This window comes from Blastococcus sp. SYSU D00868 (genome assembly GCF_054050575.1).
Genome location: NZ_JBJGZO010000036.1, coordinates 1 through 12555, shown reverse-complemented (window position 1 = coordinate 12555; position 12555 = coordinate 1). Strand labels below are relative to the sequence as shown.

Genomic DNA, 12555 nt, shown 5'->3' with positions numbered 1-12555 from the left:
AACGCCGGGCGGGGACGCGGGGACGACGGCGTCGAGAGCGAGGAGGCCCCCATGTCCGAGTCCGTGCGCGGTGTGCCCGAGGTCGACGGGTCCGAGCCCGACGTGCCCGCAGCCGACGTCGTCGAGGTCGACGTGGTCGTGGTCGGCGGTGGTCCGGCGGGTGAGGTGGCCGCCGGCCGCTGCGCCGATCGCGGCCTGGCGGTGGCGCTGGTGGAGGCGGAACTGGTCGGCGGCGAGTGCTCCTACTGGGGCTGCATCCCCAGCAAGACGCTGATCCGGCCGGGTGACGTGCGCGCGGCCGCCGGGCGGGTGCCGGGGGCCACCGGACCCGACGACGCCCCGGTCGACCTCGCGGCGGTGTTCGCCCGCCGCGACTACATGACCTCCTCGTGGGACGACCGCGGGGACGAGGCCTGGCTGGCCGAGCACGCCGTCCGGCTGGTGCGCGGGCGCGGGCGCCTGGCCGGGGCGCGCCGGGTGGAGGTCGACGGCGGGCCGGTCCTCAGCGCCCGGCGGGCGGTCGTGCTGGCCACCGGTTCGGTCGGGGTCCTCCCGCCGGTGCCGGGTCTGGCCGAGGTGCGGCCGTGGGACAACCGTGCGGCGACCTCGGTCAAGGAGGTGCCGGCGCGGCTGCTCGTGCTGGGCGGGGGTGCCGTGGGGCTGGAGCTCGCCCAGGCCTTCCGCCGCCTGGGCTCGGCGGAGGTGACCGTGGTGGAGGGCTCGGACCGGCTGCTGCCCCGGGAGGAGCCCTTCGCGGGCGAGGAGGTGCACGCCGCCCTCGAGCGGGAGGGGATCGCCGTCCGGCTGGGCACGCTGCTGACCGCCATCCGCCGGGAGGGCACCGACGGCCCGGTGCGGGGCACGCTGAGCACCGGCGAGCAGGTGACCGCCGACGAGGTGCTCGTCGCCGTCGGTCGCCGGCCGCGCACGGGGGACCTCGGCCTGGACACCGTGGGGCTGACGCCCGGCGCCGCGGTGCCGGTCGACGACCGGCTGCGCGCCGTCGGCGTGTCGGGGGAGTGGCTGTACGCGGTCGGGGACTGCACCGGGGTGGCCCCGTTCACGCACATGGGCAAGTACCAGGCGCGCATCGCCGCCGACGTCCTCACCGGGCGGGACGTCCGGGACCGGGCCAGCCGGGACGCCGTCACCCGGGTCGTGTTCACCGATCCGCAGGTGTGCGCGGTCGGGCTCACGGCCGAGCAGGCACGCGACCGCGGCCTGTCCGTCCGCGTGGTGGACGTCGCCACGGGCGAGGTGCCGGGCTCCTACGTCCTCGGCGAGGGGCTGGCGGGCAGCACGCGGCTGGTCGTCGACGCGACCGCCGGCGTCCTGGTCGGTGTGACGATCACCGGGAACGGCGTGCAGGAGCTGCTGCAGTCGGCCGCGATCGCGGTCGCCGCCCGGGTCCCGCTGACCGACCTGCGGCACGCCGTCCCCGCCTTCCCGACCGTCGCCGAGGTGTGGCTGCACGCCCTCGAGGCGGCGGGGATCTGAGGGGGTGCGTCATGCCGGACGTCTCGTTCACGAACCTGCTGGTGATCGCCGTGGTCGCCGCGGCGGTGCCCCTCGCGCTCGGCTGGGCGCCGCGGCTGCGCGTGCCGTCGGTGGTGCTGGAGATCGTGGCCGGCGTCGTCCTCGGCCCGTCGGTGCTCGGCTGGGTCGAGGTCGACCTGCCGGTGCAGGTGCTGGCGCTGGTCGGGCTCGCCTTCCTGCTGCTGCTGGCCGGTCTGGAGATCGATCTGCGGGCGCTGCGCGGGCGGTCGCTGGCCCTGGCCGGGGCCGGGGCCGGGTACGTGCTCAGCCTCGGCCTGGCCGTCGCCGTCGGGCTCGGCGCCGGGGCGCTGGACTGGACGCCGAGCCCGCTGTTCCTCGCCGTCGCGCTGACCGCCACCGCGCTGGGGCTGGTCATCCCGGTCCTCAAGGACGCCGGCCAGGTGGCCTCCCCGGTGGGGCAGACCGCGATCGCGGGGGCGTCGGTGGCCGACTTCTCGGCCATCGTCCTGCTGACCCTGTTGTTCTCGACCTCCGGTGGAGGGGCCGGGGCGACGGCGGCCGTGCTCGCCGGCTTCGGGGTACTGGTCGCCGTCCTCGCGGTCGTCCTGGGCCGGGTGGGCATGTCGATGCGCCTGGGGGAGGTGCTCGTGCGGCTGCAGGACACCACGGCCGAGATCCGGGTCCGGCTGGTGGTCGTGCTGCTGTTCGGGTTCGTGGTGCTCGCGGAGCGGTTCGGCCTGGAGCTGCTGCTCGGCGCGTTCCTGGCCGGCGCCCTGGTGGGGCTGCTCGACCGCGACTCGGCCACGCACCCGTACCTCCGGGTCAAGCTGGAGGCGATCGGCTTCGGGTTCCTGATCCCGGTGTTCTTCGTCGCCAGCGGGGTGCGGCTGGACCTGCGCGGGCTGGTCGAGGAGCCCTCGGCGCTGCTGAGGGTCCCGGTGTTCCTCGCCGTCCTCCTCGTCGTGCGGGGGCTGCCGGCGCTGCTCCAGGTGCGGACCCTGGGACGGCGGGGTGCGGCCGCGGTCGGCCTGTTGCAGGCCACGTCGCTGCCGTTCCTGGTGACGGCGGTGCAGATCGGGGAGGCCACCGGCCGGCTCGACCCGGTGACCGGGGCGGCGCTGGTCTGCGCCGGCCTGCTGTCGGTGCTCGTGTACCCGGCGCTGGCCCTCGGCCTGCTGGATCGCGGTGCGACTCCTCCCGAGGCCGCCGCCGCGGCTCCCCGGCCGCGGGTGACCACGGAGGAGCCCGGTCGCGATCTGGCCGGCAGCCGACCGCTCACCTCGACCGGACGGCCGACGTCGAGGCGGTGAGCCTCAGCAGCCTGACCGCATGGCCCGAACCCGTGGTCGGCGGGGCGCTGCGGCTCCGGGCATCACGGTGTCCCTGAACGGCCCACGGAGAGACAGCGCACGCTGGACGTCACGGGAGCCTGCGGACGACCGCCGAGCCGGACACGATGAACGTCGAGAACTCGTCTGCGTCGAGCGAGTAGAGGATGTCCTCGCCCTTGGGCTCGAGGCCATGGCGCCGGACACCTTCGCGGGTCCACACCGGGACCTTCGCTTGCAACTCGGCGCGCCAGCCGAGCCGGAGGCGGCTGCTCAGGCGCAAACTGCCGGCACGGTTATGCCGTCGTCCGGGACGAAGTCGATGACCTTTCCGCCCTGGTCGGTGTAGGTCATCTGGTCGTCAGTGATGACAACGGTTCCGCGCCCGACCCAATCCTCAGGCGGGTTGGTCGCGTCGACTCCCATGCCATCGACCATCTCCGGAACCGCTTCCCAGAGGCGCCCGTCGACGGTCACGGGCTCAACGCCGCAGTGCCACAGGGAAACCTCCACCATGTCCGACTCGTCGGTGCCACCGCAGGCCGCCAGGACCCCGACACCCAGGAGCACGAGCCAGCGCACACTTCCACGACGTGGTGGGCGCCCGCGCGGTTCCCAGCCGGTCTGCCACGGCCAGTCGTATTCGCAGGAGGCAATGGGGGCCACAGGACTGCTGGCAGGTCGCTCCTCGCCAGGCTGAGCGGGTCCAGCGCCGTACGACTGGCAGGTGTCCCACCGGCCTCCCTGAGGGCCACTGTCAGCGGGTGGCGGCGGAGGGCCTCGGCTCGGGCGCGCGCCGGCGCCCCGCGGCCGGGGCGGTCGCGGGGTGCGAGGCGTGCGGGTGGTCAGGTGTGCAGGGGTGGGTGGGGGACGATCTGGGTGCCGTCGGGGCGGTAGGTGCGCCAGCGTTGTCCGGGTGGGGCGGTGTCGTCGCGTTCGACGCGGAAGCCGTGGTGGCACTGGGTGTGGTGGCGTTCGCAGAGCAGCCCGGAGTTGGCCACCGAGGTGTCGCCGCCGAGGGCCCACTCGATGATGTGGTGGACCTCGCAGAACCAGCGGGGGGCCTCGCAGCCGGCGAACACGCAGTGCTGGTCGCGGAACTCCACGGCCTTGCGGATGTGCGCCGGCACCACCCGCTGCTCCCGGCCCACGTCCAGGGGCAGCCCGTCGGGGTCGAGGACGAGGCGGGTGATGGTGGCGTCGCAGGCCAGCCACCGCGCCCGGGCCGCAGACAACGTCCCGCCCATGCCGGTCATGGCCGCACCGGGGATGGTCGAGGCATCCATCAGGTCCTGGACGCCGATGGTCGCGATCACGTGTGGCTTCACCGTGCGCAGCACCGGCAGCCGGCCCGAGGCCAGGGCGAGGTCGGCCAGCTGCACCAGTGCGTCCCCGCCGCGCTGGGCGCGGCTGCGGATGTCGCCGGCGCAGCGGGAGGCCGCGGAGATGGACTCCAGCGCGGTGGCCACCTTCTGCCCGCCGACCGCGTCCAGGGTGCCGCGCAGGGTCCAGCCGCCGTCGGGATGCTGCACGAGCGTGACCGCCCGCTCCTCGGTGGGATCGGGCTCGGGCCCGTCGGGGTCGAGCCGGGCCAGGTAGTCGGCCACGGCCAGCCGCAGATCCCGGTGGGTGCCGTGCACGGCGACGGTGACCAGTGCCGCCTCCACCTGCGCCAGGTCGATGCCCTGCGCGGCGGCCCGGGCCTGGTGGGCCGGGGTGGCGATCGGGGCGATCACCGCGACGTGGTCGGCGCCCAGCTCGCCGTCGGTGAAGGCGCCGGCGGTCCGCGGCAGGTGCTCCAGCACCCGGCCGTGGCCGACCAGCCGCCCGGCCAACGCGCCCGACAGGCCCAGGTGTCCGCGCAGCCACGCTTGGGTGGTCGGGATCCCGTCGTGCTCGGCGGCGCCGCGGGCGTCGACCCGGCGCACCGCCCGGGTCAGCTCGGCGGTGATCCGGTGCCCGGCGGCCACCAGCCCGCGGACGTGGTCCAGCAGCGGCCCGTCCGGCAGCTCGTCCAGGTCCAGCCCGGCGAGCTCGTCGAGCACCGACTGCAGCTCGCCCATCCCGCCTCCCGACCGCTTCGAATGTGTGTTCGATTCTAGCGGTCCCGGGGGAGCCCGACGAGATGAATCCCCAGGTCAGACGCCGGTCCACAGATGTCGGCGGTCGCTTGACGTCGGCACGGAAGAGAGTGTCAGCCGTCAGCGCACGGGGACACCCGTGACGTCCGGCTGCCGCGGCGTCGGGACGGATGCCGTCACCGGGGTGGCCGCCCGGACGCCGAGCCGCTCGGCCATCCGGTCGGCGACCCGCAGCGCGTTGGCGATGATCGTCAGCGTCGGGTTCACCGCCGTGCTGGAGACGAAGAAGCTCGAGTCCGCCACGTACAGGTCCTCGACCTCGTGCATGCGGCAGTCCAGGTCCAGCGGCGCCGTCGTCGGGTCCGGACCGAACCGGATGGTGCCGTTCTGGTGCGCCACCCCGCCGATGCCCAGCTGGCCCCCGGCGTACTGCCGGTTCTCGTACACGTCCTGCTCGCAGCGGATCGAGTCGAGCAGGCCCTGCAGCCGCATCCGCAGCCGGGCGACCTCGGCGCCGTTGGTGCGCCGGTAGCGCAGGGAGATCCCGCCGTCGCGGTCGACGGTCACCCGGTTCTCGTCCAGCGGCAGGTCCTCGGTGGTGAGCCAGAAGTCGATCGAGTGCCGGGCGAGGTCGGCCGGGTCCCGTGCGTCGGGGACGTCGAAGCCGATGAGCACGGCGTCGCTCTTGCCGTTCATCTGGATGGAGCCGACGGGGTACTCCCAGTCCGGGTCGAACGGGTCGGACCAGTAGAAGTCGTTCACCCCGAGCGTCTTCTGGAACCGGGTCGGGTTCGGCGTCTTCGAGAACGCCACCAGGCCGGAGTTGTTGTGCAGCATCAGGTGCCGGCCCACGTGGCCCGAGCCGTTGCCCAGCCCCGCGGGGTGCCGGTCGGACGCCGAGGCGAGCAGCAGGGCGGCGGAGTTGATCGCCCCGGCGGCGAGGACGACGACGTCGGCGGTGTACTCCTCCCGTTCGCCGTCCCGGTCGACCACCACCCGCGAGACCCGGTGGCCGGTGCGGTCGGTCTCCAGTCGCACCACGCGCGCCCGGGTCCGGAGGGTCACGTTCGGGTGCCGCAGCGCCGGCTCCACCGTCATGACCTGCGCGTCCGCCTTGCCGTTGACCAGGCAGGGGAAGCCGTCGCAGGTCGCGCAGCGGATGCAGGCGGACGAGTGCGGCCGGGCCTCGTCGAGGAGGACGCCGTTGGGCAGGGAGAACGGGTGCAGTCCGGCCGCGGTCAGGTCCTCGCGCAGCTGGGCGATCCGGGGCTCGTCGCTGATGGCCGGCCACGGGTAGGGGCCGGACGCCGGTGGGTCGTCCGGGTCCTCGCCCCGCGTGCCGTGCACCTGGTACAGCCGCTCGGCCCGGTCGTAGTACGGCGCGAGGTCGGCGTAGTCGATCGGCCACGCGGGTGAGATCCCGTCGACGTGCCGGACGGGACCGAAGTCGCGCTCGCGGAACCGGTAGAGGATCGCCCCGTAGAACTTGGTGTTGCCACCCACGTAGTAGTGCTGCTTGGGCGTGAACCGCCGTCCGTCGGCGCCGTCGGTCCACTGGCCGCTGTTGGCGTACCGCTTCTGCGCCCACAGCGCCTGCGGGTCCCAGTTCTGCGGCTCCCGGGGCAGCCAGTCGCCGCGCTCCAGGACGACGACCCGCTTCCCCGTGGGGGCCAGCGCCCAGGCGACGGCGCCCCCGCCGGCTCCCGATCCGATGACGACGACGTCGGCGTGCTCGCTCATGGCCCCTCCCGGTCAGGTGATCGCGAGCGGCGTCACCCACGACCCCGTGGCGCCGCGCAGCTTGGCGTGGCTGACGACGAGCAGGAACTCGCGCAGCCCGGCCGCGGCGGCCTCGGCCAGCCGCAGGTTCTCCAGCACGACCACGCCGTGCCGGACGTTCAGCGTCTGGGGGACGACGAACGGCTCGCGCGCGTCCTCCGGCGGCACCGGGCCGTAGCTCCAGGTGTCGCAGCCGGTCAGCGCCACCCCGTGCCCGGCGAGCCACTCGGCCAGCCGCATCCCCGGGCCGGGCTCGCCGGCGGAGTACCGGTCCGCGTCGTCGTCCCAGAGCGCGCCCCAGCCGGTGTGCACCAGGACGGCGTCCCCGCGGCGGATCTCGCGCCCCTGCAGCGCCGCGACGGCGTCCTCGACGGTGACGACGTCCCCGGGGCCGAGCGGTCCCCGGACCGCGGCGACGTCGAGCAGCAGGCCGCGGGTGACGACCTGCGGCAGGGTGTCGACGCCGAGCCGGGCGGTGCCCCAGTCCTCGGCGATGTCGGCCAGCCGGTGCCCGTTGTAGGTGCGGTCGCCGACCTGCAGGTGGTTGAGGGCGTCCAGGTGGGTGCCCATCTGCTGGGTGGCGGTGATCTGCTCGACCACCCAGTTCACCGCGTTGCGGCCCCACCCCTCGGGTCCGCCGTCCGGCCGCCGCCGGTTCACGTAGTGGTAGTTGGTGGTCAGGTACGACCGGAAGGTGCGTCCCTCGAAGGCCGGGACGTCGGCGTGCAGCACGTGCGCGAGGTCGTACACGCGGCCGGTGCGGACCAGGGAGACCGCCGCGCGCACGACGTCGGCGGTGACCTCGTTGAGCGCGCCGGCCGCGTCGTCCGGCCCCCAGCGGGAGGGGAACCACCCCGCCGTCCGGTCCTCGACGGACGGCGGGGTGACGGTCGCGGTCACTCCGAGGACCAGGTGGTCTCGAACGACGGGTAGAGCGTCAGCCCGCCGTCGACGAACAGGGTCTGGCCGGTGATGTAGGCGGCCTCCTCGGAGCAGAGGAAGGCGGTCACGGCCGCCATCTCCTCGGCCCCGCCGGCCCGCCGCATCGGGATGTGGCTCTCCACCATCTGCCGCTTGACCGGGTCGTCGATCCACGACCGGTTGATGGGCGTGACCGTGGCGCCGGGTCCGATGCCGTTCACGCGGATGCCGCGCGCGGCGTACTCGAGGGCGAGGGTGCGCGTGAGGTTCTGCATGCCGCCCTTGGACACCGAGTAGCCGACGAACCGCGGCTTCGGGATGACCTGGTGGACGCTGGAGACGTTCACGATGCAGCCGGGGGCGCCGGCGCCGACCCACCCGCGGATCGCCTGCTGGCTGCACAGGAACGCGCCCCGCAGGTTGACGGCGAGCACCTTGTCGAAGGCCGCGACGGGCAACTCGTCGGTGTCGGCGGCGATCTGGATGCCGGCGTTGTTGACCAGCAGGTCGATGCGGCCGTACTCGGCGAGGACCTGCTCGTACATCGCGCCGACCTGGTCCTCGGCGGAGACGTCGGCCGCGACGAGGATCGGGCGGGTGCCGGCGGCGGACATCTCCTTCATGCAGATCTCGACGCCGTGCTCGATCGTCTCCTTCGTCTCCTCCGCGCCCTCGTGCGGGCCGACGTAGTTGATGGCGACGTCCACGCCCTCCTCGCCGAGCCGGATGGCGATCGCCTGCCCGATCCCGGAGCTGCCCCCGGTGACCAGCGCCTTCTTGCCCTGCAGTCCCTTCACGTCCTGCTCCTCCCGGTGAGTTCCCGACCGTGGTGGAAGAAGTCGACGGCCTCGCCGGGCGCGCCGACCCGGTCGGCCGCGCGTGCGGCCCCGAACGGTGCGTTCCAGAAGGGCTCCCCGGCCGGGAACCCGTCGTGCGGGGCGACGTACAGGTAGGGGCGGGGCACCGCCTCGTCGCCCGGGGAGACGCCGTAGTCGACGGCGTCGAGCGAGATGGCCAGGTCCAGGTGCTCCGGCCACAGCACCGGCTCGGCCGGCGCACCGAGCTCGGCGGCGAAGCGGCGCAGCGCCGCCTCGCCGAGGGCGTACCAGCCGGCGAGCTGCCGGGCGGCCGTGACGTCGATCGGCAGCGGTGCCGCCGGATCCGGGTCCGTCGCCGGCGGGTAGCTGCCGCGCAGCCCCAGGGCGACGCCGGCGAACGCCGCGGCGGCACCCAGCGTCGTGACCGTGCGGGAGCGGACGACGTCGCCGCGCAGGACCACCAGCTGGTTGCCCACCACCGCCAGCTGCCGCCCGTCCACCCCGACGGTGGTGCTGAACCCGCCGGGGTGGGGGCGCAGGCGGATCGTCCCGGCCGCGGCGAACTGGCCGGCGGCCAGGACGTGCTCACCGAGGTGGTGCCAGCTGTCCCGGGTGGCGACGAGCGCGGGCGGTGCGGTGACGGTCATGCACCCGTGGTCTGCCGTCCGTCCCGGGCGTTACGCGGTCCGCCGCGTCCCGGGCGATCCGGTCAGTCGGCCTGGTCGACGCAGAGGATGTTCCCCTCGCTGTCCTTGAACCAGGCGGCGCGTCCCATGCCGGGGATGGCGGCGATCGCACCGCTCCACTCGACCCCGGGCATGTCGTACCTCTCGAACGTGACGCCCTTCGCCTCGAGGTCGCGGACCTGGGTCTCGATGTCGTCGACGTGCACCTGGGCGAGCGTGTGCCCCGCCTGCCCGGCGAACTCGGTCCGGTAGACGGAGAACGCCGTCCCGCCGTCGGTCCGATAGGCGAGCTGGACGCCCTCGATCTCGGCGACGGGTGTCAGGCCCAGCTTGTCGGCGTAGAAGTCGCGCGCCCGGGAGAGGTCGCTGGCGGGGATGTTGGCTTCGATGCGGCTGTCGTTCAGCATGGCCGGCTCCGGTCGGTCCTGGTGCGTTCCCCGTGCTGACGGCGCGGACCGTAGACCCGCCGCCGACCGGACGGCAGGGCCCCTCGTCACCGTTCCGGCGGGCGCACCCCGGGGGACGCCGGCGCGGTTTCCGCCGCCGCGGACGGGGTAGCGCACCTCCCGAACCGAGGGCCCGAGGAGTCGAAACAGCGGCCTCCCAGCCCTCCGTCCCGGTCGCCGGGCATCGTCCGCGACCTCGAGGTCCACGACATGAGCGCCGGTGAGCGCGTCACCTGGGAGATCTGCCCCCGCTGCGGACGGTGCGCGGCCGTCGCCTGGCGTCACGGTCACGCCGTCGCGGCCGACTGCCCCGGCGACTGCGGGCTGCGCCCCGCCGACGTCGTCCGGTGGCGGACCGATCTCGGGTTCCCGTCCTAGCTGTCGAGGGTCGGCGGACCCGCGGACGACGCCAGTGCCACGGTGAGCAGGGTGCTCACCGGCCCCCACACGACGAGCCCGCCGGGGGAGAGCCAGCCGAGCGACAACGGCCCGGCGAGCACGAGGACCGGGGCCAGCACGACGAGGTCGACGGTGCCGGCCGGCCAGCGGCGGGAGCGCAGCCAGGCGGCGACCGCGAGGGACCAGCCGGCGAGGACCGCGGCGGCGGCCGGCCAGGAGCCGGCACCGGACCGGATCCACCCTCCCTGGAGCGCGAGCAGCCCGGCCACCAGCGGGAGAACGGTGACGGCGTAGCCGGTCAGGAACGCCCGGACCGCCGCGCCGGGAGGCGTCTCGGGGTCGGTGCCGGCCGAGGCGTCCCTCCCCTCCCGGGCCAGGGCGAGGGCGCTGCCGGGGGTCATGCCGGCGCCCCGGCCGCCGGGACGACCCGGGGGGTGCCCTCGGCGGACCGCGCCCGGTCGGCGGCGATGCGGTCGGACAGCAGCGCCGCGTCGGCGCCCACGAACCCCAGCAGCGCCGAGCCCCGGCAGGTCTGCCAGGGCAGGCCCAGGAAGTACAGGCCCGGCACGTCGGTGACCCCGGCGTCGTGCCGGACCTGCCCGTCGACCACCACGCCCGGGACGTCCAGCCAGGAGTGGTCGCTGCGGTACCCCGTGGCCCACACGACCGCGTCCACCTCGGTGGTGCCGCCGTCGGCGAACGTCGCGGTGCGGCCGGTGAACCCGGTCAGCCGCGGCCGCAGGTCGATCCCGCGGCGGCGGAGGTCGCTGCGCCGGCTGCCGATCACCAGGTCGCCCCGGGCACGCAGCCGGCGGGCGATGCGCGAGTCCGCGGGCACGGTGAAGAACCCGGACCGGGTGAGCCACGTGAACAGGTCCCGGCCGGCGACGCGCTGGGGCAGCTGCAGCGGTGCGGATCCCACGGCGACCGTGACCGCCTGGGTGGTGGCCAGCTCGGCGGCGATCTGCATGCCGGAGTTCGCGGCGCCGACGACGAGGACGCGCCCGCCGCCGGGGACCTGGGCCGGGTTGCGGTAGGCGGCGCTGTGCAGCTGGGGCACGTCGGCGTCCAGCTGCGCGGCGACGGCGGGGACGTGCGGGGTCTGGAACGGTCCGGTGGCGACGACGACCTGGCCGGCGCGCACGGTGCCGGTGGGGGTCATCGCCGCGAAGGACCCGTCGGCCTCCCGGTACAGCTCCAGCACCGGCGAGTCGGTCCGGACCGGGAGGTCGAAGCGGGCGGCGTAGGCGGCGAGGTAGTCGGCGACGTCGTCCTTGCCCGGATGGGTGTCGGCGGGCGCGGGGAACGGCATGCCCGGCAGCGAGTCGTACTGGGCGGGGCTGAACAGCCGCAGCGAGTCCCAGCGCGAGCGCCAGCTGTGGCCGATCTCGGGGCCGGCGTCCAGGAGCACGAAGTCGGTGCCGCGCTGCGCGAGGAAGTGGCCGAGCGCGAGGCCGGCCTGGCCGGCGCCGACGACGAGGACGTCGTGGTGGTCGGGGGTGCGGGGGGCGTGGGACACGGGAGCTCCTTCGTCGGTGCGGTGTCTGCGCCAGGACGCTAGGAGCGGGGCCGGGGGCGTCACGCCGGGGAAATCGCCGGGTTCGTCGCCGGGCCCACCCGTGGCCGGCCGGCTCAGAGGTCGAGCGGGAGGGCGGTGAGCGCAGCGCGGGAGGCTACGCCGAGCTTGGCGAAGACGTTGCGCAGGTGGAAGTCGATGGTGCGGGGGCTGACGAACAGCTGGGCGGCGGCGTCCCGGTTCGACAGGCCCTGCCGGACCAGGGCGGCGACCTGGCGCTCCTGCGCCGTCAGCTCGGTGGCGGTGGAGACGTCGCGGCGGCGGGCGGTCTCCCCGGAGGCGCGCAGCTCGGTCGCGGCCCGCTCGGCCCAGGGAGCGGCACCGAGGTCCTCGAACAGCGCCAGGGCGGCGCGCAGGTGCTCGCGGGCGTCGACCCGGCGCCGCGCCCGGCGCAGGTGCTCACCGAGTGCCAGGTGCGTGCGGGCCCGGTCGGGCCGGCGCAGCGAACGCTCGTGCGCCGCGAGGGCGAGCCGGAAGTGCTCCTCCACCGCGGGCCCCTCGGCCAGCAGGGCGCGGCCGTGCTCGAGGACGGCGACCGCGGCCGGGGCGCCGGTGCCCGCCGCGAACGCCTCCAGCTCGGCCAGCCAGGCGCGGGCCAGGTCGTCCCGGCCGGCCCGGACGGCCGCCTCGACACGGTCGACGGCGGCCATCCGGCGCAGCCCCGGCAGCGAGATCTGCTCGAGGTGGTGCAGCGCCGTCGCCGGGGGGCCGCCGGCGCGCAGGCCGCGCGTCCAGTGGACGAGGTCGGACACCATCGCGTCGACGAGCCCGACGGGATGCGCCTGCCGGATCGCCGTCGCCTCGCCCGCGTGCCGTTCCGCGGTGTCGGCGTCGCCGCGCAGCGCGGCGACCAGGGCCAGCTCGGCGGTCGGCAGGGCGGTCATCCCGGGGTGGCCGGTGCTCCTGGTCAGCGGGAGCGCCTCGGCGGGGGGGGGGGGGGGGGGGGGGGGGGGCGGGGGGGGGGGGGGGGGGGGGGGGGCGGGGCGGGGGGGCGGGGGGGGGGGCGGGGGCGGGGCGGGGCCGG

General features: G+C 75.3%; 14 protein-coding genes. 3 read left to right on the top strand and 11 right to left on the bottom strand.

Going from position 1 to position 12555, the window contains the following annotated elements; all coding sequences use genetic code 11:
* Nucleotides 1-51 precede the first annotated feature (51 nt).
* Together ACI79F_RS21520 and ACI79F_RS21515 are read left to right on the top strand one after the other, a co-directional pair.
* On the top strand, nucleotides 52-1497 hold the full coding sequence (locus ACI79F_RS21520) for a dihydrolipoyl dehydrogenase family protein (RefSeq protein ID WP_456542986.1): 1446 nt from the start codon (nucleotides 52-54) through the stop codon (nucleotides 1495-1497).
* Nucleotides 1498-1508: 11 nt separating this feature from the next.
* Nucleotides 1509-2807 carry a cation:proton antiporter gene (locus tag ACI79F_RS21515; RefSeq protein ID WP_456542985.1) on the top strand — a complete coding sequence of 433 codons (1299 nt, stop codon included), beginning with the start codon at nucleotides 1509-1511 and terminating at the stop codon, nucleotides 2805-2807.
* Nucleotides 2808-2916: 109 nt separating this feature from the next.
* Here ACI79F_RS21515 and ACI79F_RS21510 read toward each other — a convergent pair whose 3' ends face one another.
* From ACI79F_RS21510 to ACI79F_RS21475, 8 genes are all read right to left on the bottom strand, one after another.
* Complete coding sequence (locus ACI79F_RS21510) at nucleotides 2917-3048, bottom strand: hypothetical protein (RefSeq protein WP_456542984.1); 132 nt, start codon at nucleotides 3046-3048, stop codon at nucleotides 2917-2919.
* Nucleotides 3049-3098: 50 nt separating this feature from the next.
* Entirely contained in the window at nucleotides 3099-3407 is a 309-nt protein-coding gene (locus ACI79F_RS21505) for a hypothetical protein (protein WP_456542983.1), read from the bottom strand.
* A 263-nt stretch (nucleotides 3408-3670) separates the two neighbouring features.
* Nucleotides 3671-4888, bottom strand: a complete 1218-nt coding sequence (locus ACI79F_RS21500) for a DUF222 domain-containing protein (RefSeq protein ID WP_456542982.1) — start codon at nucleotides 4886-4888, stop codon at nucleotides 3671-3673.
* Between the two features lie 138 nt (nucleotides 4889-5026).
* Entirely contained in the window at nucleotides 5027-6646 is a 1620-nt protein-coding gene (locus ACI79F_RS21495; RefSeq protein ID WP_456542981.1) for a GMC oxidoreductase, read from the bottom strand.
* A gap of 12 nt (nucleotides 6647-6658) precedes the next feature.
* Nucleotides 6659-7585 (bottom strand): cyclase family protein, encoded by a 927-nt coding sequence (locus ACI79F_RS21490; RefSeq protein ID WP_456542980.1) that lies wholly within the window; start codon nucleotides 7583-7585, stop codon nucleotides 6659-6661.
* Nucleotides 7582-8403: a glucose 1-dehydrogenase gene (locus tag ACI79F_RS21485; protein ID WP_456542979.1), complete on the bottom strand. Its 822-nt coding sequence runs from the start codon at nucleotides 8401-8403 to the stop codon at nucleotides 7582-7584. The genes ACI79F_RS21490 and ACI79F_RS21485 overlap by 4 nt, the downstream gene beginning before the upstream one ends.
* On the bottom strand, nucleotides 8400-9071 hold the full coding sequence (locus ACI79F_RS21480; RefSeq protein WP_456542978.1) for a hypothetical protein: 672 nt from the start codon (nucleotides 9069-9071) through the stop codon (nucleotides 8400-8402). Before ACI79F_RS21480 ends, ACI79F_RS21485 begins: the two co-directional genes overlap by 4 nt.
* 62 nt (nucleotides 9072-9133) lie before the next feature.
* Nucleotides 9134-9517 carry a VOC family protein gene (locus ACI79F_RS21475; protein WP_456542977.1) on the bottom strand — a complete coding sequence of 128 codons (384 nt, stop codon included), beginning with the start codon at nucleotides 9515-9517 and terminating at the stop codon, nucleotides 9134-9136.
* Nucleotides 9518-9766: 249 nt separating this feature from the next.
* Between ACI79F_RS21475 and ACI79F_RS21470 the strand changes: the two genes are divergently transcribed.
* The gene (locus ACI79F_RS21470) at nucleotides 9767-9934 is read left to right on the top strand and encodes a hypothetical protein (protein ID WP_456542976.1); all 168 of its coding nucleotides are present in this window, start codon (nucleotides 9767-9769) and stop codon (nucleotides 9932-9934) included.
* On the opposite strand, the gene ACI79F_RS21465 is transcribed toward ACI79F_RS21470, so the two are convergent.
* From ACI79F_RS21465 to ACI79F_RS21455, 3 genes are all read right to left on the bottom strand, one after another.
* A complete protein-coding gene (locus ACI79F_RS21465; RefSeq protein WP_456542975.1) occupies nucleotides 9931-10356 on the bottom strand; it encodes a hypothetical protein in 426 nt (141 codons plus the stop codon). The two genes, ACI79F_RS21470 and ACI79F_RS21465, sit on opposite strands and share 4 nt — an antisense overlap.
* On the bottom strand, nucleotides 10353-11474 hold the full coding sequence (locus tag ACI79F_RS21460) for a flavin-containing monooxygenase (protein WP_456542974.1): 1122 nt from the start codon (nucleotides 11472-11474) through the stop codon (nucleotides 10353-10355). Before ACI79F_RS21460 ends, ACI79F_RS21465 begins: the two co-directional genes overlap by 4 nt.
* Before the next feature lie 113 nt (nucleotides 11475-11587).
* Nucleotides 11588-12415, bottom strand: coding sequence for a helix-turn-helix transcriptional regulator (locus ACI79F_RS21455; RefSeq protein ID WP_456542973.1), 828 nt, complete (start codon nucleotides 12413-12415; stop codon nucleotides 11588-11590).
* Nucleotides 12416-12555: the final 140 nt, after the last annotated feature.